Origin of the sequence: Paractinoplanes bogorensis, assembly GCF_018829635.1 — a bacterium.
Taxonomy (GTDB): domain Bacteria; phylum Actinomycetota; class Actinomycetes; order Mycobacteriales; family Micromonosporaceae; genus Actinoplanes; species Actinoplanes bogorensis.
Genome location: NZ_JAHKKG010000008.1, coordinates 429002 through 453082 on the forward strand (window position 1 = coordinate 429002; position 24081 = coordinate 453082).

23 protein-coding genes are annotated in these 24081 nt (G+C 69.5%); 10 read left to right on the forward strand and 13 right to left on the reverse strand.

From position 1 onward, the window contains the following. Positions 1-3: 3 nt before the first annotated feature. The 7 genes from KOI35_RS27550 to KOI35_RS27580 form a co-directional block, all read right to left on the reverse strand. Positions 4-2379, reverse strand: a complete 2376-nt coding sequence (locus tag KOI35_RS27550) for an immune inhibitor A domain-containing protein (RefSeq protein WP_215791519.1) — start codon at positions 2377-2379, stop codon at positions 4-6. Beyond that, positions 2376-3857 carry a M28 family peptidase gene (locus KOI35_RS27555; protein ID WP_215791520.1) on the reverse strand — a complete coding sequence of 494 codons (1482 nt, stop codon included), beginning with the start codon at positions 3855-3857 and terminating at the stop codon, positions 2376-2378. The genes KOI35_RS27550 and KOI35_RS27555 overlap by 4 nt, the downstream gene beginning before the upstream one ends. Before the next feature lie 70 nt (positions 3858-3927). After that, positions 3928-4704, reverse strand: coding sequence for a hypothetical protein (locus KOI35_RS27560; RefSeq protein WP_215791521.1), 777 nt, complete (start codon positions 4702-4704; stop codon positions 3928-3930). Between the two features lie 171 nt (positions 4705-4875). Beyond that, positions 4876-5217, reverse strand: coding sequence for a hypothetical protein (locus KOI35_RS27565; protein WP_215791522.1), 342 nt, complete (start codon positions 5215-5217; stop codon positions 4876-4878). Positions 5218-5236: 19 nt separating this feature from the next. Then, on the reverse strand, positions 5237-6007 hold the full coding sequence (gene tatC, locus KOI35_RS27570) for a twin-arginine translocase subunit TatC (protein ID WP_215791523.1): 771 nt from the start codon (positions 6005-6007) through the stop codon (positions 5237-5239). Between the two features lie 64 nt (positions 6008-6071). Further along, positions 6072-6422 (reverse strand): Sec-independent protein translocase subunit TatA/TatB, encoded by a 351-nt coding sequence (locus KOI35_RS27575; protein ID WP_215791524.1) that lies wholly within the window; start codon positions 6420-6422, stop codon positions 6072-6074. 1 nt (position 6423) lies between these two features. Beyond that, complete coding sequence (locus KOI35_RS27580; RefSeq protein WP_215791525.1) at positions 6424-6798, reverse strand: twin-arginine translocase TatA/TatE family subunit; 375 nt, start codon at positions 6796-6798, stop codon at positions 6424-6426. Positions 6799-6981: 183 nt separating this feature from the next. Between KOI35_RS27580 and KOI35_RS27585 the strand changes: the two genes are divergently transcribed. From KOI35_RS27585 to KOI35_RS27610, 6 genes are all read left to right on the forward strand, one after another. Continuing rightward, positions 6982-8427, forward strand: coding sequence for a sialidase family protein (locus KOI35_RS27585; protein WP_215791526.1), 1446 nt, complete (start codon positions 6982-6984; stop codon positions 8425-8427). Positions 8428-8456: 29 nt separating this feature from the next. Continuing rightward, entirely contained in the window at positions 8457-9032 is a 576-nt protein-coding gene (locus tag KOI35_RS27590) for a hypothetical protein (protein WP_215791527.1), read from the forward strand. Next, entirely contained in the window at positions 9029-9328 is a 300-nt protein-coding gene (locus KOI35_RS27595; protein ID WP_215791528.1) for a hypothetical protein, read from the forward strand. The genes KOI35_RS27590 and KOI35_RS27595 overlap by 4 nt, the downstream gene beginning before the upstream one ends. An 88-nt stretch (positions 9329-9416) precedes the next feature. Beyond that, positions 9417-10466, forward strand: coding sequence for a questin oxidase family protein (locus KOI35_RS27600; RefSeq protein ID WP_215791529.1), 1050 nt, complete (start codon positions 9417-9419; stop codon positions 10464-10466). A 175-nt stretch (positions 10467-10641) separates the two neighbouring features. Continuing rightward, positions 10642-11739 carry a sugar phosphate isomerase/epimerase family protein gene (locus KOI35_RS27605; RefSeq protein ID WP_215791530.1) on the forward strand — a complete coding sequence of 366 codons (1098 nt, stop codon included), beginning with the start codon at positions 10642-10644 and terminating at the stop codon, positions 11737-11739. Beyond that, complete coding sequence (locus KOI35_RS27610; protein ID WP_215791531.1) at positions 11736-14810, forward strand: ThuA domain-containing protein; 3075 nt, start codon at positions 11736-11738, stop codon at positions 14808-14810. Before KOI35_RS27605 ends, KOI35_RS27610 begins: the two co-directional genes overlap by 4 nt. A 57-nt stretch (positions 14811-14867) precedes the next feature. On the opposite strand, the gene KOI35_RS27615 is transcribed toward KOI35_RS27610, so the two are convergent. Genes KOI35_RS27615 through KOI35_RS27625 form a run of 3 tightly spaced genes read right to left on the reverse strand, consistent with a single transcriptional unit; the run spans position 14868 to position 17447 of the window. After that, on the reverse strand, positions 14868-15524 hold the full coding sequence (locus KOI35_RS27615) for a response regulator (RefSeq protein WP_215791532.1): 657 nt from the start codon (positions 15522-15524) through the stop codon (positions 14868-14870). Beyond that, positions 15521-16684, reverse strand: coding sequence for a sensor histidine kinase (locus tag KOI35_RS27620; protein WP_215791533.1), 1164 nt, complete (start codon positions 16682-16684; stop codon positions 15521-15523). The genes KOI35_RS27615 and KOI35_RS27620 overlap by 4 nt, the downstream gene beginning before the upstream one ends. A 13-nt stretch (positions 16685-16697) precedes the next feature. Further along, positions 16698-17447, reverse strand: a complete 750-nt coding sequence (locus tag KOI35_RS27625; protein WP_215791534.1) for an ABC transporter permease — start codon at positions 17445-17447, stop codon at positions 16698-16700. A 110-nt stretch (positions 17448-17557) separates the two neighbouring features. Between KOI35_RS27625 and KOI35_RS27630 the strand changes: the two genes are divergently transcribed. Further along, entirely contained in the window at positions 17558-18766 is a 1209-nt protein-coding gene (locus KOI35_RS27630) for an RNA-guided endonuclease InsQ/TnpB family protein (RefSeq protein WP_215791535.1), read from the forward strand. Positions 18767-18780: 14 nt separating this feature from the next. Here the strand turns inward: KOI35_RS27630 and KOI35_RS27635 are convergent, their stop codons facing one another. Further along, positions 18781-19677 carry an ABC transporter ATP-binding protein gene (locus tag KOI35_RS27635; RefSeq protein ID WP_215791536.1) on the reverse strand — a complete coding sequence of 299 codons (897 nt, stop codon included), beginning with the start codon at positions 19675-19677 and terminating at the stop codon, positions 18781-18783. A gap of 149 nt (positions 19678-19826) precedes the next feature. Between KOI35_RS27635 and KOI35_RS27640 the strand changes: the two genes are divergently transcribed. Both KOI35_RS27640 and KOI35_RS27645 read left to right on the forward strand, forming a co-directional pair. After that, positions 19827-20714, forward strand: coding sequence for an aldo/keto reductase (locus KOI35_RS27640; RefSeq protein ID WP_215791537.1), 888 nt, complete (start codon positions 19827-19829; stop codon positions 20712-20714). Positions 20715-20816: 102 nt separating this feature from the next. Continuing rightward, positions 20817-21254 carry a hypothetical protein gene (locus KOI35_RS27645; protein ID WP_215791538.1) on the forward strand — a complete coding sequence of 146 codons (438 nt, stop codon included), beginning with the start codon at positions 20817-20819 and terminating at the stop codon, positions 21252-21254. Positions 21255-21257: 3 nt separating this feature from the next. Here the strand turns inward: KOI35_RS27645 and KOI35_RS27650 are convergent, their stop codons facing one another. After that, positions 21258-22217 carry a helix-turn-helix transcriptional regulator gene (locus KOI35_RS27650; RefSeq protein WP_215791539.1) on the reverse strand — a complete coding sequence of 320 codons (960 nt, stop codon included), beginning with the start codon at positions 22215-22217 and terminating at the stop codon, positions 21258-21260. Between the two features lie 86 nt (positions 22218-22303). Between KOI35_RS27650 and KOI35_RS27655 the strand changes: the two genes are divergently transcribed. Further along, entirely contained in the window at positions 22304-22765 is a 462-nt protein-coding gene (locus KOI35_RS27655) for a VOC family protein (protein WP_215791540.1), read from the forward strand. Between the two features lie 334 nt (positions 22766-23099). Here KOI35_RS27655 and KOI35_RS27660 read toward each other — a convergent pair whose 3' ends face one another. Further along, a complete protein-coding gene (locus tag KOI35_RS27660; protein WP_215791541.1) occupies positions 23100-24035 on the reverse strand; it encodes an NADP-dependent oxidoreductase in 936 nt (311 codons plus the stop codon). Positions 24036-24081 lie beyond the last annotated feature (46 nt).

Genomic DNA, 24081 nt, shown 5'->3' on the forward strand with positions numbered 1-24081 from the left:
GCCTCACTCCGCGGGCGCGTAGGAGACAGACACGCGGACGTGCTGGGCGTCCTGCTCCCGCACCGCGATCCGGGTGCCGCTGGCCGCCGTGGTGACCCCGGCGTACGGCTGCTCCGGCAGGCAGAACTGCTGCTTGTCGTCGAACTCGGGCACACCCGGGTGGGACGGCACGGTCAGCTGCACGTTGTTCTCGTGCAGCCGGAACGCGGTCGTGCGGGCTGCCGAGAACGGCGCGTCGTAGACCTGGATCGTCGGCCGCCACCGCCCCCCGCTGGGCGACCGGAGGACGCCCGGAGTCGCGTCCACGGTCAGAATCTGACCCTGACAGGGATGCTGCGAGACCGTGTTGTCGGTCAACGAGGTGTCCCACTGCTGCACAAGCAGGCCCTCCTGATAGGGGAAGTGCTCGACGAACTGCCGCCGGGTCCGCAGGAAGCCGTAGTTGTACGGTCCGGTCCGCAGAGACTCGTCGTAGCCGGCGTACGTCCGGTATTCCGCCAGGTAGTACTGCGGATAGTAGGCGTCCTCGACTCCGGTCGAGGCGCGGAACCCGGTCGCGATCCAGCCTCCCGAACCGGACTCGGCCCCGTCGGTGAACAGCACGGTGTCACCCGAGGTGGCCCGGAACTGATCGAACAGGATGCCGAGCGAGGTCACCGAGTCGTCGGTGTCGTACCGGATCCGTAGCTGGAGCTGTTTGCCGGCGAAGGCGCTCAGGTCGAAGGTGGCGTCCTTCCACCCGTTCGACTTTCCGGTGATCACGTCGCCCAGAGCCGGCTGGGTGACCGACCCGGCCAGGGTGTGCCAGGCCTGCCCGTCGTTGACCTCGACGCGGGCGGTGTCGTAGCGCTGCTCGAGGTCGTACCAGACCTTCGCGGTGAGCTTCGCCGGTGCGCCGGCCGGCAGGGTCAGGAACCGGATCAGGCTGGTGTGCAGGCCGTCGCCGCGCCCGCTCCACCAGGCGCGGGTGCCCTCGGGCGGTGCGCCGAGTTGATAGACGACGCGTTTCTCCGGCAGCACCACGGCGAGCGCCTGCGCGCCGGAGCCCGGGCCTGCGGCCGGGCGCAGGGTGAAGTCTCCGTCCTCGCCGAAGTAGGAGACGTCGTAGTCGAGCCAGCCCAGCTGCAGCTTGTCCCATGCGGAGAGCGGACCCGGCCGGTTGCCGAGCGTGCTTCCGCCCCGGCCCAGATACTCCCCGGCCGACATCAACGTCCAGAAACCGGCGTTGGCGTCGGCGCCGTACGGGTCGTACTCGTCCGGCAGACCGAGGTCGTGCGCGTACTCGTGGGTGAAGACGCCGAGCGGTGCGTTCTCGGCCTGCATCGTGTAGTCGCCGACCCAGAACCCGGTATCGCCGATCTGCACGCCGCCGTACCGGCTGGTCTCCGGTCCGGTGACGCCGATGTCGTCCTGATTGACGTACCACCGGTGCGACCAGATCGCGTCCTCGCCGTAGAGCGCGGACATGCTGGCCTGGTCGGGGCCGGCGTGGACGACCTGGAAGTGGTCGAGGTAGCCGTCCGGCTCGTTGAAGTCGCCGTCGTTGTCGGCGTCGTAGCGGTCCCAGACGTCGTACGCGGCCAGTTGCCGGCGGATGTCCTCGGAGCTGTGCCCCTGGGCCGCCTGGTCGGCGACCCACGCCGTGACCGCATCCTCCACCAGGGTCCATGTGTTGGTGCAGATGTGTCCGGCGCACGGATACCCGTCGCTTCGTCCGTAGCGGGCCCCGTTGTACGGCACCCGCACCCAGTCGGAGACCGTGCCGTCGATCGAGTACCGGCCGGAGCTCTGGTCGGTGAAGTACCCGGCCACCGACTCGGTGCCGGCGCCGAAGTACAGATTCTCGAAGTAGGACCGGTTGAAGTCGGCGGTCCAGGTGGTGGTGTTGTCGACCAGGCGATTCGGTGCGGGAATGGTGTTGGCGGCCGGACCGGCGAAACGCTGCGGCCCGTCGGTGAGGATCGAGGTGTCCTGGTCGGGGTAGTCGGGATGCCGCTGGTCGCCGAAGTCGGCCAGGATCACGAAGACCTTGTCGGTGGTCGTGCGGGCCAGCTCGGCGTGGGTGGACGAGCCGGCCTCGGCGCCCGCCACCCGGGCCCGGTCGCGGGCCGCGGCCGGGGCGAGGTCCACCACCTTCGACTGCTTGCCGTCGGCGCGCACCTTGGTCTTGCGGGCCAGCACCTGCTTCAGCGCCTCCTGACGCAGGCTCTGGCGCCGCCGCTCGAGCGGGGAGATCTGATTGTCGTCCACCTTGGACCCGGCCGCGGCCGGCGTCGCCGGGGACGGGGCCCGGCGCACGGCTGCGTTCGCGTTGGCCGGCAACGTGGCCAGCAGCAGCACGCTCACGGCACCGGCGGCGAGGATTCGGCGTGGTGTCATCGCAGGCTCCCGGGGCCGGGCGTCCGGTGGGTGGCCGCGACCCGGGCCGGTGCGGGCGGGGGAGTGGCCGGAGCGACCTGCAGGGTGGCGATCGCGTGCGCCGCGGCGAGGACGTTCTGCCGCAGGACCGTACGGTTGAGGTTCTCCACCCGGTCACAGGCAGTGGCGTGGCAGGGATCGTACGGCCGGCCCGCGACACCGCCGAACAATTCCTGCTCGGCCGGGGTCTTGAGTTCCTCGGTGCCGGAGAACAGCCCGCTCGCCGGGATGCCGGCATCGGTGAAGGCCAGCCAGTCGGAACTGGCGAGCCCGCCGAGGTCGACCGGCTTCCAGGTGAGCCGCTGGGCCGTGAACCCGCCGATCAGGGCGGCTTCGAGGCGGTCCGAACCGGCCGGACCGGTGGCGCCGCCGCTGCCGTCCACGTCGGCCGAGTCGAGGACCCCGCGGATGAAGTTGGGGGAGCCCAGCTTGGCCAGATCGAGGTAGCCCTTGATCCGGGCCAGCTCGTCGGACGGCAGCGAGGCCAGGTATTCGAAGGATCCGACCTGTCCCCACTCCTCGGCCGACCAGAACGCGAAGCGCAGCTTCTTCTTCAGCGGCGCCCGGGCGGCCAGGCGGGCGTACTCGAGAGCCGCCGCCACGCCCGTCGCGTCATCGTTGAGCCCGGGCGACTCCGGGATCGTGTCGAGATGGGCGCCGACCACCAGGACGTCGCCGGGATCGCCGCGCGCGGTGTCCGCGGTGAGGTTGACGGTCTCGCGGCTCTCGATGATCTCCCGGGCCTCGAGTTCCACCCGGGCCGGCGGGTCGGCGGCGAGCTGCTCGCCGAGCTCTCCGGTGACCGCCGCGACCGGGATGAGACCGTCCGTGGGAGACGACATCGACCCGTAGATCTTGCCCGGTGCGTTGTTGTACATGATCACTGCGGCGGCGCCGGCCGCGGCCGCCACCTGCTGCTTCACCGTGAACGTGCATCCGCCCCGCCGGAGCAGGACGATGCTGCCCGGGGCACCCAGGCCGGCGTAGTCCGACTCCTCGCATCCGGTCGTGGCGTCGACCGGCACCACCACGAGCGGCGCCTGGATGCCGCCGACCGGCGTCGAGGGCGTGTAGTTGATCACCTGGATCTGCTGATCGGCGCCGTCCGGCAGGATCTTCAGCCGGGCGGCCAGGATCTCGGTGTAGTTGAACGTGAAGCGATGCTCCCGCACCTGGTAGCCGGCCGCGCCGAGCACCGACTTGACGTAGCCCGCGGCTCCGGCGAAACCGGCCGAGCCGGGCGTGCGGACCCCGCCGCCGGCGTCGGTGAGCTGCTGAATCCGCTGGAGATGTCCGAGCACCGAGGAGGCGGTGCGGGCGTCGGGGCGGAAGCCGGCATCTCCCGGTAGCGCTCCGGCCGCCGCGCCGCCCGGCGCGAGGGCGGCCAGCAGAATGATCGAACCGATGACGGCGGCCGAGCGGCGGCCTGACTGTCTCATGGATTTCCCCTTCCCCGGAACGCGGAACACCGGTGCGTGGCCAGGCCACGCACCGGCGACCGCGAACCCGTCAGCCGACCCGCGGGACCTTGACGCCCTCGACGGAGGGCACGAACACCTGGCTCATCACCTCGGCCGCGCAGGCCGCCAGGGTGGCCACCTTGGTGGCGCCCGGAACCAGATCCGAGGCCATGTCGTTCGGCCGCTCCAGGGAGGAGAGGTCGTAGAAGTCGGTCGGACCCTCCGTGCGGAAGGTCGAGCCGACCGGAGGCCACGCGGTGACGCTCTCCGCCGTCATCGTCATCGGTTGCACGTTGATCAGCGGACGGCCGTACGCGGTGAGGATGAGGTACTGGTGGAACGAGGCCTTACCGGGCAGCAGCGCCTCGACGCCGCCCTCCTCGTCCCCCCAGAGGAAACCGTCGCTCGTCCGGTACGGGTTCTGCTCGATCTCGACGCTCGGGTTGTCCCACTGGAAGTGGGTCAGGATGCGCCGGGCGCCGACCCGGGGCCGACCGTCGACCGTCTCCACCTCGGTGTCGGTGACGACGCCGCTCAGGCCCTGGATGCCGGCGCAGGCGATGATGACCTCGTTCGGGTCCTTGGACGGACCGACCTCTTCCGGCTTCGAGAACAGCAGCTTGCCCTCGGTGGAGATCACGAAGTCGCCGAAGGCCAGCATGGTGGCGAAGTGCTTGCTGCCCGGCACCAGCACGGCGCTGGAACGCCGGCTGGCCGCCAGCGCCGGATCGGCGGCGGCGGCCGGAAGGACCGCGTAACCGGCGGCGACGGCGGCCGTGGCCGCGGTTCCCGTCACGAAGCCCCGGCGGCTTACTGGGGTGGTCATGGATGCTCCCCTCAACGGTTGCTATATGTTTTTAAAGCTTAGGCGAGGCGAGCGAGACGTCAACCCATCAATGGATTTCTTTCTTACTGTTGTTTGCGCCTGGGTGAAAACGACAGAACGCCTGCCCAGCCGTCATTTCCCGGCCGGGCAGGCGTTCTCGTGAAAGCGTTTCTAGGGCAGGCGGACCTCGAGGCGGTCGACCTTTTCGTCGCCGGTCCACCGCATGATCATTTCGCCTGGCCGGCGCTGCGGGTCCGAGGTCCAGGCGAAGCGGACGACGGCGTCGCTGGGACCCGTCTCCTCGATCCCGACCAGCTCGATGGTGTCGTCCGGCGCGCCGACCCGGTAGGCCAGCGAGATGGCGTCCCGGCCCTTGAAGGGGCCGACATTCGACGGGTCGAAGGCGAGGCTCGCCTGGTCGGCGAACGAATCGACGAAGTCGGTGAAGTCTTTGGCCTCGACGCTTCGATTGAATCTGCGCACGTGCTCGGTGGCGAGCCGGCTGACGTCCATCGGCGATCCTTTCGTACGGTCAGGCGACGGGTTCGAGATCATTCGGCGATTGATTCTCCCGGCGTTCCTGCCGCCGGTCGTGCATGCGGCAGAACGCCGCGGACAGCTCGTACAGCACATACATGGGCACCAATAGAGCGACCATGGTCGAAGCATCCTGCCCCGGGGTGACGATGGCACAGTAGACAGCCAGCCCGACCGCCACCATACGCCTCGATTTCGTCAGCGTGCTGCCGCGCAGAACCCCGGCGAGGTTGAGCAGAATGATGATCAGCGGCGCCTCGAACGATATTCCGAAGATCAGAATCAGCATCGCCACCCAGGTGACATAGGTGTTCGCATCGATGAGATTGGACGCGGTGTCCGGCGTGAAACCGAGCAGGAATTCGAAGGCACGGCGCAGGATGGTGAACGCCAGAGTCGCTCCCAGCAGGAACAGCGGTGTGCCGACGGCGACGAAGCCGTACGCCCAGCGGCGCTCGCGGGAGTGCAGTGCGGGAGCCAGGAACGCCCAGAGGTTGTAGAGCCACAGCGGGGCGGTCAGCACCACGCCGATGATGACGGCCAGTTTGAGCCGGAACGCGAACGCGCCGGTGATGTCGTGGAAGACGAAGCACGTCTCGGTGCCGAGCGTCCGGCGTACGGACAGTGGCAGGTCACAGAGCGGCTCGGTCAGGAACGTGAAGACGGGATGGAAGAGGTAATAGCCGGCCACCGTGCCGGCGGCCACGATCAGGGCGATGACCATGAGGCGTTTGCGCAGCTCGGCCAGGTGATCGAGGAGCGGCATGGAAGCGCCGTCGAGAAACCGGGCGCCACGCTTGGAGCGGAGCCGGGACAGCGGTGTCACCGGTTCACCGGCCCGGCGCGTCGCGCCTGATGATGGTCGGCTCGCTGCTCGGGAGTCGTTCCGCGGGCAGCGCCGGCCGGGCGCGGTGATCGGGGTACGGATCGGAGTAGCCCGGCTCGGGCTGGATCGGCTGGATCGGCTGGATCGGCTGCACGGCCGGATGCGTGGTGCCCTGGGCGGGCGCCGGCGCCCCCGGCGCGGCCGGGTCGGCGGGATCGGGCTCGGTGTCGTGGGTCGACTCGCGGCGCAGGATGCGCAGCGACTGCCCCAGGGACTGGGCCATGCCCGGCAGCCGCTTCGAGCCGAAGACCACCAGGATCAGGATCAGGAGGGCGGGAATCATCCAGTCGCGCATGTCAGTCCTCCGGTCGGATGGATGGCGGCGGCTCGGAACCGGCCCGGGCGTCGCTCGTGGTCAGGGAAGCCGGGGCGCCGCCCGCCGATGGCGCCGGAGCGCTCGGGGCCCCGCCCGGCACCACCGGCGGCGGCAGCGTGCCCGACATGGTGAGCGACGCGTTCGTGTGGTCGTGACCGTGCTTGCGGAACATCTCGCTCACCTCGTCGAGGCCGACCTCGCGGCGCAGCTCGCTGGTCAGGCCGTGGGCGACTCCGCGAAGACTGCGGATCGTCCGGGCGATGTCGCGGGCCATGGCCGGCAGCCGATCGGGGCCCGCCGCGAGCAGCGCCGCGAGGAAGATGAGAAGCAGCTCACCGATTCCTACAGATCCCATAGCGCTCCCCGTTCGCTTGCAACTCATGTAGCACATTAAGCAAGTCAATGATCGACATCAATAGCCTGACGCTGCACAGTTGAGAAACAATGGGGTGGTGAGATTGGGCTCGGAGTACAGCTTTACTTACCTATAGTGCCTTGCTAGCGTTCGGGCTCGGAGACTCGTGGAGGAGGCGGCGGAATGCATCGGCGATGGAGTCGTGGAATCGCGGCGACGACCCTGGCTCTGACCTCGACCGTGATCGCGATCGGCCCGTCGGCCCCGGCGCCGGCCGCCCGGCCACCGGCGTTGTGGCCGGTCACCAGCGACAGCCCCTACCCGGCCGGCTGCCGTGACGAGTCACCCGGCAGCACGTACACCGGAGCGGAGATCGAGCCGTCGCTCGACGCCGACCCGCGTGACGCCCGCCACCTGGTCGCCGCCTGGCAGCAGGACCGCCGCTCCAACGGAGGTGCGCAGGGCATCGGCGTCGCGGTCAGCCGCGACGGCGGGCGCACCTGGCGGCCCGCGGCGGCACCACCGTTCACCCAGTGCGCCGGCGGCAACGCGACCAACGGCGGCGACTACGAGCGGGCGTCCAACCCCTGGGTCAGCTTCGGTCCGGACGGCACGCTCTATCTCATCGCGCTGGCCACCAACCCGCTGGACGACGACAGCGTCATGCTGACGTCCCGCTCCACCGACGGTGGCGACACCTGGGGCCCGGTCCGGACACTCATCGACGACGACGACCCGGCCGTACTCAACGACAAACCGTCGATCACCGCCGACCCGTGGCGGCGCGGGCACGCGTACGCGGTCTGGGACCGCCTGTCCGGATTGGGCTCGGCGACCGAGCCGTCCTTCGGCCCGACCTACTTCACCCGCACCGTCGACGGCGGCCGCACCTGGACGACGCCCGCTCCCATCCTCGACCCCGGGCCCAACGCGCAGACGATCGCCTCGGTGGTCGAGGTGCTCGGCGACGGCACGCTCGTGCTGGTCACCGACGTCATCACCCCCGACGGGGTCGGGCACATCACCGCCGTGCGCTCGGCCGACGGCGGGACGACCTGGGGCTCGTCCCAGGAGATCGGCTCACTGACCTGGGCCACGGTGACCGACCCCGCGAGCGGTGCCCGGATCCGAACCGCCGACTATCTGTTGTCCACCGCCGCCGATCCGCGCCGGGGGCATCGTGAGCTCTACGTCTCGTGGCAGGACGCCGCGTTCTCCGGCGGCACACTCAGCCAGATCGCCGGCTCGGTCTCCCGGGACGGCGGACTGACCTGGACGCCGCCGTCCCGCCTGAGCCCGGCCGACCGGCAGGCCTTCCTTCCCCAGCTCGCCGTCAACGACCATGGCACGCCCCTTCTCACCTATCTCGACTTCAGCGGCGACGACACCGCCACGGCGGCGCTGGAGACGACCATCTGGTCGACGGCCCGCCTGGGCGGGCGATGGAGGGCGCCGCGCGCGTTGCGAACGCCGGTCATCGACATGCGTCAGGCCCCGGCGGTGAGTGCCCGATTCATCGGTGACTACTACGGTCTCGTGAGCCTCGGTACCCGATTCGGACTGGCCGTCCCGGTTCCCCGCTACCGGGCCGACGACCAGGTCGACGTGGTCTATCGGCAGATCCCGTGAGGACGACCGACAACCCAAGGAGCAGAAATATGGTCTCCACTCGTCGTGCCGGCATCTCATCCACGCTCAACGGCCCGCACCATCGCGCCGCGCTCACGGCCTTCATGGTGGTGGTGATAGCGCACTGGGGCGAGCACATCGCGCAGGCCGTGCAGATCTGGGGTCTGGGCTGGCCCCGGCCCCAGGCGCGGGGGCTGCTGGGCGTGCCGTTCCCGTGGCTCATCACCTCGGAGTGGCTTCACTACGGGTTCGCGATCGTCATGCTGGCCGGGCTGTGGTTCCTGCGGAAAGGCTTCACCGGCCGCGCCCGCATGTGGTGGACGGTGGCGCTCGGCATCCAGTTCTGGCACCACATCGAACACCTGCTGCTGCTCGTGCAGGCGCAGAGCGGCCATTTCCTGGCCGGTGCGGCCGTGCCGACCAGCATCGCGCAACTCGTCTTCCCCCGGGTCGAGCTGCACCTGTTCTACAACACGGTGGTCTTCGTACCGATGGTCGTCGCGGTCTATCTGCACCTGCGACCCACCCGTGCCGAGGCCGAACTCATGACGTGCAGTTGCCGCCCGGTGCTGAGTGCCGCCCCGGTTGCGGCCGCCCCGGCATGAGGCGCCTCGCTCTGGTCGTCCTCGGCCTCGCCGCCGTGCTGGCCACGCTGTTCGTGGCCGGCGCGGCGCTGACCCCCGCCGGTCCGGCGCCGGAGCCGTCGGTCGCCGGACCGGCCGGGACACCGGCGGAGGAGACGGCGCACCAGCACCAGCACGACGGTGCGTCACCGCTCGATCTGGCGCTGCTCACCGTCGACGCCCTGCTGGTCGTCGCGGTGCTGGGGATGTTGATGCGGCGTCCGCGGGTCCGCGACGGCCGCCCGACGCGGTGGATGCTGGCCGACAGCGACCGATGACGCCGGCCAGGCTCCTGGCAATTGTCATCGCCGGGCGGGGATTTCGACATCTACTCCACCACGACATCGCCGGGAACCCTCAGCAAGTATGAGCGACGACGAACTGAACGAGGCGTACGTACGGATGCATCACGCCGGCCCGGAGTGGGGTGAGGACCGGCTCACCAATCACGGCCCGATGGCGGTCGAGGTGCTCGTCCGGCGCGGCCACGCCGATCGGGTGCCGCGGTGGGTCGACCGCTATCTGCCACGGCTGGACGACCTGCCGCGGGCCACCACCACGATCACCGACGACAGCTGGCCGGAGGCCCTGGGCGACGAGCGGCGGATCGCCGAGTGGACGGACTACTTCGGCCGACAGGTTCGGGAACGGCCCTGGCGTGACGTGCTCGAGCTGTGGTGGCCGAGGCTGCTGCCCGGCATCCTGGCCGGCACCACACACGGCGTCATCCGGGTCGGTCACGCCGTGCGGGCGCTCCTGCGCAGCGGGGGTTCCGTCACCGAGCTGGCTCACGGACTGGCGTTGTGGGCGTCCCGGTTCCAGGCCCTGCCGGGTTCCGGGTCGCCGGCCGGTCGGCTCGACGTCGCCACCGCGCTGCGGCGCGTCCCGGCGGTGAACGTCCAGGACGGTCCGGTGGCGGCGCGGCTGGCCCGGCTGGCCGGCACACCGGGTTGGACCGAGGCGACGGCCGCGCTGCGGGCGCCCACCACGCCGCTGGAGGCGCGCGACGCGTTGGCGCAGCTGGTGGCGGCCGGCACGGTGCAGTACCTGCATCACGGCCACGCCAGCCCGATCATCCTGGTGCACGGGGCGACCGCTCCGAACGCGGTGCTGCACTGCCTGCCCGCCCTGCCTCAAGACCTGTGGAGGCCCAGTTTCGACGCGATGTGGGCCACGACGTCGGCGCTGACGGCCGCCTACGCCGGGCAACCGGCTTTTATGACTCGGGACGAGACGGTGGATGCGGCCTCGGTCTTCGAGCGCGCCGCCGACCACGGCGACGAACACGTCATCAAGTTCACCGACACTGCCCTCGAGGTCTGGGAGCGAACCGGCGATCCGGCCGCGCTGGCCGCCGCCGCCCACATCACGACACTCGTGCGGCCGCCTTCAAATGGTAAGGAAACTTTTGTCTGAACGGACGAAAGTTGGATCCAAGATGGACTATCTTTTGACTCCCACGAGCGCTAGCGTCGTTTCAAGTCTGAAATATGCGTGACACAAGGCTTCGTACCGGCGCAATCGGCGGCGTCGGTCCGGTGTGACTGAAGGACCCTCCCTGGTTCCGTACGACGTCCTCCGTGGAGTTCGCATGTTCAAATCCCCCGTATCCCGCCGTCAGATTCTCGCCGCCTCCGCCGGAGCGGCCGCCGCCATCGGCGCCGCCGGCATCCCCGTCCTCGCCACCGGCTCCCCGGCCCTGGCCGGGGGCAACGACAACAAGCACGGCAACAGCAAACTGCGCGTCGAGCCGCTCATCCCGGCCCGCAACCGCGGCATCATCCTCTACAGCGTCCGCGACCGGATCTCGGCCGCGCCCGACGACTCCGGTGTCCCGTACGGCTTCGAGCGCGTGCTGGCCCGGCTGGCCGAGATCGGTTACAAGGAGATCGAGTTCGCCGGGTACAACCAGAACACGGCGATCCTGGGCCGGCAGATCACCCCGGCCGAGATCCGCAAGATCCTCGACGACAACGGGCTGGTCGCCAACGGCACCCACACCTCGATCAACGCGGCCACCTTCGAGCAGCAGCTCGAGATTGCCGAGACGCTCGGCATGAAGCACATCGGCACCGGCAGCGACCCGACCAACAGCGCCTACAAGAGCGACTGGGACGCCGCCGCCGACCTGTGGAACGAGCTCGGCCGCACGGCCCGCAAGCGCGGGATCAAGCTGTACACGCACAATCACGACGCCGCGTACGGGTTCCTGCTCGACGCCGGCCCGCTCGACGCCGCCGGCAAGCCCACCCGCTCCACCGGCCAGCGCAAGCTGGAGTACTTCTTCGACAAGACCGACGAGCGGTACGTGTACTTCGAGATGGACATCTACTGGGCGTACGTGGCCCGGTTCAAGCATCACACCTTTGTCGACAAGAACGGTGCGTCCAAAGAGGATCTGTTTGACCCGATCCTCACCGTCGCGCCGCGCACCGAGCGGTTCCCGCTTTTCCACGCCAAGGACGGGGACAAGGCACCCGCCCAGGCCAACGGTTACACGATGGTGCCGCTGGGCGAGGGTGACATCAACTTCCAGCAGTTCTTCGAGGTCATCGGCAAGCAGGACTACCACCACGCGAACTGGGAGCAGGACTCCGCGCCCGGCGGCACGGCCAACCCGGGCCAGTCGATCGACTTCGCGAACATCAGCTACGGCAACATGTCCGACCTCACCATCTACCGCCGATGAGGCGGGCCGCGCGGTTGATCACCGCAGCCGCGGTCGCGGCGCCGTTCCTGTTCGCGAGCCCCGCCGCCGCCCACAGCACCGACGTTCTCGTGTTCGCGACATCGTCCAACGCCCCCACGGTCCGGGAGATCAAGGGGCTGGGCTTCGACGTCACGGTCACCACCAAGGCCTCCGACTTCACGACCAAAAAGCTTTCCCCGTACGAGGCCGTGGTGTTCCTGCGCGACGGCGAAGTGCTCGACGCGACGCAGCGAGCCGCCTTCGAGGCGTACGTGGGAAGCGGTAAAGGTTTTGCCGGTGTGCGGAGCGCCGCCGAGACCGCGGGCACCTGGACGTTCTATGACGAACTGCTGGGCGCCCGCGTCACCGGCACAGCGGCGGCGAGCGCGGGCACGGTGACCCTGACCGATCCCGCGCCGAAGACGTTCCCGCTGACCGAGCAGTGGTACACGTTCGACACCGACGTGCGAGGCAAGCAGCACGTCCTCGCCACGGCGGCCGAGAAGCCGGTCTCCTGGTGCCAGGATTTCCGGGGCGGGCGGTCGTGGTACTCCGGGCTGAGCGTCGCCAACCGCGCCGACAGCCGTCAGCATCTGCTCACCGGCATCCGGTGGGCGGCCACCGGCAAGGGGCTCGACTGCGGCGCGACCGTCGAGAGCAACTACGAGAAGGTGACCCTCAACGACGAGCCGGGGGAGCCGATGACCCTGGCCGTGCTGCCCGACGGCCGCGTGCTGCACAACACCCGCGGCGGCCAGGTGCGCATGTACGACCCGGCGACCGGGTTGAGCCCGGTCATCGCGACCGTCCCGGTGTACGTGCACGACGAGGACGGCCTGCAGTCGGTCGCGATCGACCCGGACTTCGTACGCAACAAATGGGTCTACATCTATTACGCGCCGAGGCTGAACACGCCGGTCGACGACCCGGCCACGCCGTCGGTCAACGAGGGTGACGCGCCCGCGACCAGCGACGACCCGACCACCTGGGACAAGTTCAAGGGCTACAACCAGGTGTCCCGGGTCAAGCTGGTCGAGACACCGACCCCGCACCTCGACCTGTCGACCGAGCAGAAGATCCTGCGCGTCGACACCGACCGGGGCATCTGCTGCCACGTCGGCGGCGAGATCAAGTTCGACGGTAAGGGCAACCTCTACCTGGTCACCGGCGACGACACCAACGCCAGCGGCTCGGACGGGTTCACCCCGATCAACGAGTCGCCGACGCAGGGGCCCGGTTACGACGCGCAGCGTTCGGCCGCCAACACCAACGATCTGCGCGGCAAGGTGCTCCGCATCAAGGTCAAGGCCGACGGGTCGTACACCATCCCCGACGGAAACCTGTTCCGGAAGACGTCGCAGACCCGTCCCGAGATTTTCCTGATGGGCCTCCGCAACCCGTTCCGCTTCGACGTCAGCAAAACCGGTTACGTGTACGTCGGTGACTACTCACCGGACTCCCGCGTGCCCAGCGCCACGCGTGGTCCGGAAGGCACCGGCCGCTGGATCGGCACCGACAAGGCCGGCAACTACGGCTGGCCCTACTGCTATTCACCCGATCTGCCCTACATCGACTTCGACTTCGTTTCCCGTACGTCCGGAGCCGCCTTCAACTGCAAGGCGCCCGTCAACGAGTCACCGCGCAACACCGGGCTGCGCAATCTGCCGCCGGTTCGCACCCCGCAGCTCAACTACACGTTCAACGCGCTCACCCCGTGCCCCGGCGCCTACCTGGCGACGCCGCCGACCACGTGCGGCTTCCAGTGGCCGGCGCTCGGCACCGGCGGGGTCGGCCCGATGGGCGGCCCGATCTACCGCTCGTCGCAGGTCAAGGGGGACCACGAGTTCCCGGCCTACTACGACAACACGGTGGTGTTCGGCGAGTTCACCCGGGACAAGCTGTTCGCGCTGCGCACCGACGGGAAGGACAAACTGCTCGCGGTCGAGCCGATGCTGTCGAGCTTCGTGTTCGACAATCCGATGGACATGGAGTTCGGCCCGAACGGTGAGCTCTACGTCCTCGAGTACGGCGACGGTTTCTTCCGGGCCAACCCGGACGCCCAGCTCGCCGTCGTCCGCTACGTGAAGGGCGGCCGGGCACCCACGGCTGCGGCGTCGGCGACCCCGACGTCGGGCCAGGCGCCGCTGACCGTCGCGTTCTCCTCGGCCGGCACGACCGACGGGGTGACGCTGGCGTGGGACTTCGACGGCAACGGCACGGTCGACTCCACCGCGACTGATCCGTCGTTCACCTACACCACCAACGGCGTCTACAACGCCCGTCTCACGGTGACCGACAGCTCCGGCCGTACGGGCGTGGCCACCCGCACCATCACGGTCGGCAACACCGCGCCCGTCGTCGAGGTCGTCACCCCGGCCAACGGCTCGTTCTTCGCGTGGGGCGACACGATCCCGTTCGAGGTGCGGGTGACCGACCCCGAGGACGGCCCGGTCGACTGCTCGCGGGTCGAGGTGACGCTGGTGCTCGGCCACGACGAGCACGGCCACGGCATCAACTCGACGACCGGCTGCACGGGTTCGCTGCCGAGCCCGGCCGACGGCGCCGACCACGCCGGTGGCTACCTGTTCCTGGGGGTCAGTGCCTCCTACACCGACCGGGGCACCCCGGCGTTGTCCACGACCGGCCAGGCCATCGTCCAGACCTGGCGGCAGCAGGCCGAGACAGCCCAGGTACGCACCGGCACCGCGTCCGCGGCCACCAACGACGTCGACGGTGACCAGCACCTGACGGCCATCGACGACGGCGACGCGATCGCCTTCCGCCCGATCGACCTGAACGGCGTCGACGGCCTCACCCTGCGGGTGGCCGGCGGTTCCGCGACCACCGTGGGCGCACCGCGCGCCCAGGTCGAGGTCCGCCTGGGCTCGCCGACCGGCGAGCTCGTCACCACGGCCACCGTGACCGCCACCGCGGGCACCGGGGCCTGGGCCAGTCAGCGGTTCCCGATCAGCCACGCGGGCGGCGAGCAGACCCTGTATCTGGTCTTCAAACCGGTGGCCGGCGGTCCCGCGACCAACCTGTTCAACCTCAACTGGGTCGAGTTCGACTGACCCACGAACGGATGGATCGGGCCGGAACGCCGACCGGCCCGATCCATCTCACCCTGTTCAGCTGCGGGGGCGGACCAGGCCGTTGTCGTACGCGAAAATGACCGCCTGGATGCGGTCGCGGGCGCCGATCTTGGCCAGCACCCGGCCGACGTGTTTCTTTACGGTCGACTCGGTCAGCGTGAAGCGTTCGGCGATCTCGGTGTTGGTGGCGCCGTGGCCGATCGCCTCGAGGACCTCGCGTTCGCGTTCGCTCAGAGTGGCCAGCAACGGGTGCTCCTTCGGGGCCGGGCCGGCGTCCTGCAGGTAGGCGTCCATCAGCTTGCGGGTCAGGCTGGGCGCCACCACCGAGTCGCCGTCGGCCACGGCGCGGATGCCGGCGATCAGTTCCTCGGGGCGGGCGTCCTTGAGCAGGAAGCCGCTCGCCCCGGCGCGCAGTCCGGCGTAGACGTACTCGTCCAGGTCGAACGTGGTCAGGATGAGCACGTGGGTGCGCGAACCGGCGGCCGTGATGCGGCGGGTGGCCTCGATGCCGTCCATGCCGGGCATGCGCACGTCCATCAGCACCACGTCGGGGCGGGTCTGCTCGACCATCCGGACCGCCTCGGCCCCGGCCGACGACTCGCCGACCACGGTCATGCCGGGGGTGCCGTCGAGCAGCATCCGGAAACCCATGCGCTGCAACGGCTGGTCGTCGGCGATCAGGACGGTGGTCACGCGGGCTCCTTCAGGACGACGTCGACCAGCCAGCCGTTCTCGGCCGGGCCGGCCGTGACCACACCGCCGTACATCGCGGCGCGTTCGCGCATGCCGACCAGACCATGGTGAGCTTCGGCCGGAGCGGCCCGCCCGTTGTCGCGTACGCGAACCCGCACCTCGCCCTGGTCGGCAGCGAGAGTGACCTCGGCACTCGCCCCTCGCCCCGCGTGTTTGAGGGTGTTGGTCAGGGCCTCCTGCACGATCCGGTAGACCGCGAGCTGCACGCCCCGGCCCAGCGTGTGCAGATCGCCCGAGGTCGAGTAGGTGACCGGCAGACCGGCCGCCCGCACGGTCGGCAGCAACCGGTCCAGATCGTCGATCCCGGGTTGCGGGGCCAGTTCGGGGTTGCCGTTCTCGTTGCGCAGCACGCCCAGCACCCGCCGCAGGTCGGCCAGGGCCAGCCGGCCGGTCTCGCCGATCAGGTGCAGCGGCTCGGCCAGGCCGGCCGTCTCCTCCCGCGCCCGGGCCAGCGTGGCGCCGCCGTCGGCCAGGCCCACGATCACCGACACGTGGTGGCCGACGATGTCGTGCATCTCGCGGGCCACCCGGGCGCGCTCGTCGGCCACGGCCAGGCGGGCCCGCTGATCCCGTTCGACCTCGAGGCGTTCGGCCCGGTCCTCCAGGGCGATCAGGTAGGCCCGGCGGGTGCGGACCGCAACCCCGGACGCCACCGCGGCGGCTTCCGTGCCGATTACCAGGAACAGCGTGAGGGTGCGGTTCTCGGCCACCGGATTGAGCCAGTAGATCTCGGCTATCAGCAGCGCCAGGGTGATCCCGGTGGCCCACAGCAGCGCCCGCCACGAGCTGCGCGAGGCCACCCCGAACAGCATGATCAGCAGGACCAGGCCGGCGCTGACGCTGACGCCGGCCACCGCCAAGATCGTCTCGATGCCGGCCGTGACGAGGAAGGCCGGAAAAGCGTAGCGCCGCCGCCAATACAGCGCGGGCAGGTACAGCAGCGTCGCGATCGTGGCGCGGACCGGGTCGTCCACGATATTCGGAATGCTGACCAGCACGAAAGGGATGGCGACCAGGGTGTCCATCACCCACGGGCGACGCCGGTCGAACGCGCGCAGACGCGCCTGCCGGTCCACCAGCCATCCCTGCGTGCTGCTCATGAGATCAATCTTCTCAGGCGTCGGTCTTCTTCAGCCGGTATGCCGCGGCGACGAGTGCCACCACAACGTAACCGGCGAAGACGGCCAGCCCGGTCCACGGGGCCAGCGTGCCCTCACCGTGGGTCAGCGCCATCACCGCACTGCCGGCGTTGCTGGGCAGGTACGGGGTGATGGTGTCGGCCATCTTGTCGGGCAGCAGCGCGGCCAGCCCCGGCACGATCAGCAGCAGACCGGCCAGGATCGCGATGGCACCGGCACTCGAGCGGACGAGCATGCCCAGCGCGACCCCGAGGATCGCGACCAGGCCCAGGTAGAGCCCGGCGCCGACCAGCGCCCGCAGCACCCCGTCGTCGGCCAGGGCGAGACTGCCCACCTTGTCGTTGAGCAGGGCCGAACTCACCGCGAAGGCGGCGAACGCGCCCGCGGTCATCACGACGGCGGCGGCCAGCCCGGCGACCAGGCTCTTCGACCACAGCACGGGCAGCCGGCGGGGCACCGCGGCCAGGGTCGCCCGGATCATGCCGGTGGTGTATTCGCTCGCCCCGAGCAGCGCGCCCAGCACACCGACGGTCAGGGCGGCCATGATGCTGCCGGAGAGGGCCAGGTCGACCGCGGACAGGTTGTCGCCCGAGAACGAGGCCGACGCGATCGCACCGAACGCGATCAGCAGCACGACCGAGACACCGGTCGTGATCCAGGTGGAGCGGAGAGAGGAGAACTTGGTCCATTCGGCGGCGACGACGCCACCAGCAGTGATCTTCATCGGATTTCCTTCGTGTAGACCCCGGCTTTGGCCGCCGGGTGGAAACGGAGGCTGCGGCTGGTAGGCGCGCCGCCCGGTGTTTCACACACTGGATACGTATCTTGTAAGGCGTGGCTAAGGCCGTGAAGCGGGCCTTCAGGTTCCGCTTCTATCCGACCACCGAGCAGGGCGCTGAGCTCGCCCGGACGTTCGGGTGTGTCCGGCTGGTCTACAACCTGGCGTTGCAGGCTCGCACCGAGGCATGGACGCTGCGACAGGAGAACGTCAACTACAACGCCACGTCGGCTCTGCTCACCGGGTGGAAGAAGACCGACGAACTCGCGTTCCTCAACGAGGTCTCCAGCGTGCCCTTGCAGCAGACCTTGCGGCATCTGCAGGCCGCGTTCGCCAACTTCTTCGCCAAGCGGGCCAGATACCCGACGTTCAAGAGTAAGAAGAGGTCGCGCCGGTCGGCGGAGTACACCGCCAGCGCGTTCCGCTGGCGTGACGGCAAACTCACCTTGGCCAAAATGGCCGAGCCCCTGAACATCGTGTGGTCGAGACCGCTGCCTGACGGCGCAGCACCGTCCACAGTGACGGTGTCGCAGGACCCGGCCGGCCGCTGGTTCGTCTCCATTCTCTGTACCGACCAGGTCGAGCCGGCTCCGGCCACTGCGGCGGCGGTCGGTATCGACGCCGGCCTGGACAGCCTGCTGACTTTGTCCACAGGGGAGAAGGTCTCCAACCCGCGGCATGAGCGTCAGGACCGGGCCCGGCTGGCTCGGGCCCAGCGGGAGCTGGCCCGTAAACAGAAAGGCTCGAACAACCGTGCCAAGGCCCGGGTCAAGGTCGCCCGGGTGCACTCCCGGATCACCGACCGCAGGCGGGACCACCTGCACAAGCTGACGACTCGGATCGTTCGTGAGAACCAAACGATCGTGATCGAGGACCTTACCGTCCGCAACATGGTCAAGAATCACCGCCTGGCCCGCGCGATCAGTGATGCGGCCTGGCACCAGTTCCGCTTCATGTTGGAGTACAAGGCCGCCTGGTATGGCCGTGACCTGGTCGCCGTGGACCAGTGGTTCCCTTCCAGCAAGTTGTGCTCGGCCTGTGGACGACTGGCCGAGAAGATGCCGCTCGCCGTGCGGAGATGGGCATGCTCGTGCGGCGTCCTGCAAGACCGTGATATCAACGCGGCACGGAACATTCTCGCGGAGGGGCTCTCCGTGACTGCCTGTGGAGGCGGTGTAAGACCTCAACGGATGACCGTCCGGACGAGGCAGTCGCCAGTGAAGCAGGAAACCCCTGCGGCGACGAAGGGAACCTCGCGCCTCTAGGCACGGGGAGAAAGTCAACGGGCGGCCTCGTATTCGACAGCGTCGCGGGTCAGGTCCATGAACGCCTCTTCCAGCGAGGCGTTCTGCGGGGTGAGCTCGAACAGCGGGATGCCACGGGTGGACGCGGCCAGCCCGATCTCGCGGGCGGTGGTCCCGGTGACGAACAGTTCCTCGGCGCCGGTCGACGTGACGGTGATGCCGGCGCCGCCGAGCAGGGTGCGCAGTGCGTCGGGGGCGGGGGTGACGACCCGTACGCCCTCGGCCGTCACGAAGTCGTTCACGGTGGTGTCGGCCAGCAGTTTGCCCCGGCCGACGATCACCAGGTGGTCGGCGATCAGCGACACCTCGCTCATCAGGTGCGACGAGAGCATCACGGTGCGGCCCTCGGCGGCCAGCCCGGCCAGCAGGTTGCGCACCCAGAGCACACCCTCGGGGTCGAGCCCGTTGACCGGCTCGTCCAGCATCACCACGGCCGGGTCACCGAGCAGCGCGGCGGCGATGCCGAGCCGCTGGCCCATGCCGAGCGAGAAGGCGCCGACCCGCTTGTGGGCGACCGCGCCCAGGCCGGCCAGCCCGAGCACCTCGTCGACTCGCGAGCGCGGGATTCCGTGCGTACGGGCCATCGCGAGGAGGTGGCTCACGGCGGTGCGGCCCGGGTGCACGGCCTTGGCCTCGAGCAGCACGCCGATCTCCTGCAGCGGGGCCTTGGCCGAGGCGTACGGCTTGCCGTTGACCAGGACGTCACCTTCGTTGGGCCGGTCCAGGCCCACGATCATGCGCATGGTGGTCGACTTGCCGGCGCCGTTGGGGCCGAGGAAGCCGGTGACCTGGCCGGGCTTCGCCGTGAAGGAGAGGTGGTCGACCACGGTCTTCGCGCCGTACCGCTTGGTTACTTCGCGTACCTGAATCATGCTCTCCACGCTAGGATTCCGCGCCGCCAAGATCGTGGTACCAGGGGCGGCACTTCGAAGGGGCGACTGGTACCCAGGTACACCTCGCGGGGGGTGGGGGGTAACAGCAGAACCCCTTTCGCCGTACGCAGGGCTCGTAGGTTGGGGGCATGGAACTTGTGCTCAACAACGGTGTGACGATGCCGGCGCTCGGTCTCGGGGTCTACCAGAGTGCGCCCGAGGAGACCACGGCCGCCGTGGCCACCGCGCTCCAGACCGGTTACCGCCACGTCGACACGGCGGCGATGTACTTCAACGAGCGCGAGGTCGGCGAGGGCATCCGCCGTTCCGGGGTGCCGCGCGAGCAGGTCTTCGTCGAGACCAAGGTGTGGGTCAGCGACTACGGGTACGACGAGACGCAGCACGCCTTCGACAAGGCGGCGGCCAAGCTCGGCGTCGACCGGATCGACCTGCTGATCCTGCATCAGCCGGCCACCGACCGGTTCGACCGTACGGTCGCCGCCTACCGGGGTCTGGAGAAACTGCTGGCCGACGGCAAGGTGCGGGCCATCGGGGTCAGCAACTTCATGCGCCACCACCTGGACGAACTGCTGGCCCGCACCGAGGTGGTGCCGGCGGTGAACCAGATCGAGCTGCACCCCTACTTCAGCCAGCCGGACGTGCAGAAGGCCGACGACGAGCACGGCATCCTGACCCAGGCGTGGTCACCGATCGGCGGGATCACGTTCTATCCGGGCTGGGGTGCGGACCGCAAGAACGTCCTCGAAGACCCGGCGGTCGGGGCGGTCGCCACCGCGTACGGGAAAACGCCTGCTCAGATTCTGCTGCGCTGGCAGTTGCAGCACGGTCGATCGGCGATCCCGAAGTCCACCAACCCGGGCCGCATCGCGGAGAACTTCGCCGTCTTCGACTTCGAGCTGACCGCCGGCGACATGTCCCGCATCGATGCCCTCGACCTCGGCGTCCGTAACGGCCCCGACCCCGATGTGCCGCGCACCGAGCTGTTCAACCGCGTGATCCCCGAGGCTACGACCTAAGTAGGAGGCCGCGGCCGTACGGATCCGGCTGCGCGCCGATGCGGGGACCGATCGCCGCGCCCGAGGATGAGCGTCAACGTAACGACGTCCTCGGGAGTGATCATGTCGGTGGCACCGAACGAGCGCGCGCCGATCGCGTGGGCCTGGCCCGCCGTGTTCGGTCTGCTCACCCTGGTGGTTTTCGGCGGTGCGGCGGCCGGCCTGAAGTGGCAGTGGGACCGGTGGACCAGGCCCACGGCCGCGTCGGTCGCCGACTGCCGGCTCGCCCAGCAGCTGATCGACGAGGCGCAGGCGGCGCCGAGCGGTCCGGCCGACGCCGCCAGGTGGGAGAAGGGCATCCGGCAGACGCGGTACGAGCGGCTGGCCGACGCCGGGATCAGCACCGAGGTCGGCCGGTACGTCTCCTGGCAGGTCGTGCGGGCCACGGGTCAGGGGGAGCGGCCCTCGGCCCACCAGTTCCAGGTGATGACCGGCAACGCGGCCGGCCACTGTGACCGTAGCGGTGTCGACCTGCACATCCCGCCGATCGCCTTCCCCTGAGCGCTATCGCCCGGCGGCGCGTTCGAACCTGCGGGCCAGATCGGCGCAGGCCCCGGCGAGTTCGGGTGGGCCGACCACCTCGATGTCGGCGTCGTAGCGGGCGACCGCGGCGGCCAGGCCGGGCCACGACCACGATCCGAGCGTGAGCCGGCAGCGGTCCGGGGTGAGCGGCTCGATCAACCCCTCGCGGGTGTAGCGGGCCACCACCTCGGCGGGCAGCTCGACGATCACCGTGCCCTGACACGGCCAGCGGCCCGAGGTGTCGCCGGAACCACGGAACACGCTCGTCACGTACGTGGCCACGTCACCGCCGGGAAGCGTACGGGAAAGGAATCTCGGCCCGTTGGGAATGCGCAGCCGCATCCGGTCGATGCGGAAGGTGCGCCAGTCGGCGCGGTCGAGGTCCCACGCGACGAGGTACCAGCGGCCGTCCCAGGTGATGACGTGGTGCGGCTCGGCCCGGCGCGAGAGCTTCTCCCCGTAGTCGAACCGCAGAACCTCCCGTGCCTTGAGCGCGGAGCTGATGCTCAGAAGCGTTTCACTGCCAACCGATTTCCCCGTACGTGTGGTAGGCCGCTCGACGGCGGTGATGTCGAGCGCGTCGACGCGATGCCGCAGCCTCGACGGCATCACCTGGCGGATGGTGGTCAACGCCCGCTCGGCTCCCTCGGCCAGGTCGCGGCCGAGCGTGCCCCCGGCGATCTGCAGCGCGACGGTCAGCGCGACCGCCTGCTCGTCGTCGAACAGCAGCGGCGGCAACTCGGTGCCGGCGCCGAGCCGGTAGCCGCCCTCGGGCCCCTTGACCGCGGCGATCGGATAGCCGAGCTCACGCAGCCGGTCGACGTCGCGCCGCACCGTGCGCAGGCTGATGTCGAGGCGTTCGGCCAGCACGGATCCGGACCAGTCCCGCCGCGTCTGCAGCAGCGACAGCAGGGCCAGCAGCCGCGCGGAAGTTTTCGGCATGAATCCGATTCTGCCCGAAGTAGGTGCCACATCCTGTCACCTACCGCTGCCAATCTTGTCTCGTCCCACCGATGAAGGAGTCAGGAATGGCACTCACCACCACCACGCACCTCAACTTCCGCGGCGACGCCCGGGCGGCGCTGGAGTTCTACCAGTCGGTGTTCGGCGGCCACCTCACCGTCGTCACGTACGGCGACTTCGGCATGCCCGCCGGTCTGCCCGACACCGGCAAGGTGGTGTTCGGCCAGCTCACCGCCGACAACGGTTTCGGCATCATGGCCTACGACGTGCCCACCCAGGCCCCGGAGGCGACCACGCCGGCCGCCACCACCCGTTTCAACGGCACGACGCTGACCGGCGACCGCTTTTTCGTCTCGGTCCGCGGCGAGACCGCCGACGAGGTCGGCCCGCTGTTCGACAAGCTCACCGACGGCGCCGAGATCGTCGAGAAGTTCGCGCCTTCGCAGTGGTCCCCGGGCTTCGGCATGCTCACCGACCGCTTCGGCGTCACGTGGATCCTCGACGTCGCCGTGGCGTACGCGGGCTGACCTGAGCCTCATGCTCTGGCCTCCCGGCGAGGAAGCCAGAGCAACGAGGCGGTCGATTTCCTGGACTTCCTCACAGGCCGATTCGACAACTACGACGGAAGCTCTACGGCCGCCGAGTCGAGGCAACGTCTGCTACCCGCCGCCGGGGTGGCCCGAAAATCACGTCCAATTCCAGTGGCGGGGCTGCAATTCGAGGAGAATCTCGTTTGTGGCCTTGCTGCCCTTCAGCGGCGCGCTGAGCGCCGCAGCCAGCCTCATCGGGCGAACTACGTCGAGAGAGTGGCGTGGGAAGTCGCCGTTGATCGGATCTGTGGTCTGAGTCGCTGACGGGCGGTCAGACGATCCGCAGGACCACCTTGCCTCGGGTGTGGCCGGCGGCCACCAGGTCGTGGGCCTTCGCGGCGTCCTCCAACGGCAGCACCTGATCGACCTCGACCCGCACCTCGCCGGCGTCGATGTGCTCGGCGATCCGGGTGAGCGCCGGCCCGTCCGGCTCGACCAGGAACGCCGTGACCCGCTTGCCCGCGCTGTCGGCGGCCGCCTGCAACTCGGGTGAGACGCCGCTGGGGACGGCGACCAGCAGCCCGCCCGGACGCAACGTCGACAAGGATTCCAGGCCGGAGCCGGCCAGGTCGATCACCACGTCCACATCGCTCACCTGTTCCTCAAAACGAGAACGGTTGTAGTCGATGACCGACGAAGCGCCGAGGGCGGCCAGCCACTCGTGGTTGCGCTCGCTCGCGGTCGCGATGACGTGGGCGCCGCGCAACCGGGCGAACTGGACGGCGAAATGGCCGACCCCGCCGGCCGCCGCGGTGACCAGCACGCGCTGGCCCGCGGTGATCCTGGCCGTGTCGATCAGGGCCTGCCACGCGGTGAGCGCGGCCAACGGCACGGCAGCGGCCTGCTCCAGCGGGATTGAGTGGGGCGCACGCGCGAACTGGCGAGCCGGCGCTGTCACGTACTCGCTATAGGCGCCGGCGGCGCGCGGGAACCACGGCATGCCGTAGACCTTGTCGCCTACGGCCAGGGTGCTCACGCCCCAGCCGAGTTCCTCGACGACGCCGGCCACGTCCCAGCCCAGGATGAACGGGGGCTCGCCGAGCACGTCGGCCATTCCGCTGCCTTCGCGGGTCTTCCAGTCGACCGGGTTGACGCCGGCCGCATGGACCCGCACCAGCACCTCGGTGGGCAGGGGAGTGGGCCGGGGCACCGAGGCGAGCTGGAGAACCGAGGGGCCGCCGAACGTTTGCTGAGTGATCGCACGCATGAGTCGATCTTCGGCGGCCGACTGAACAGCGACGAGTGGCTAGAAT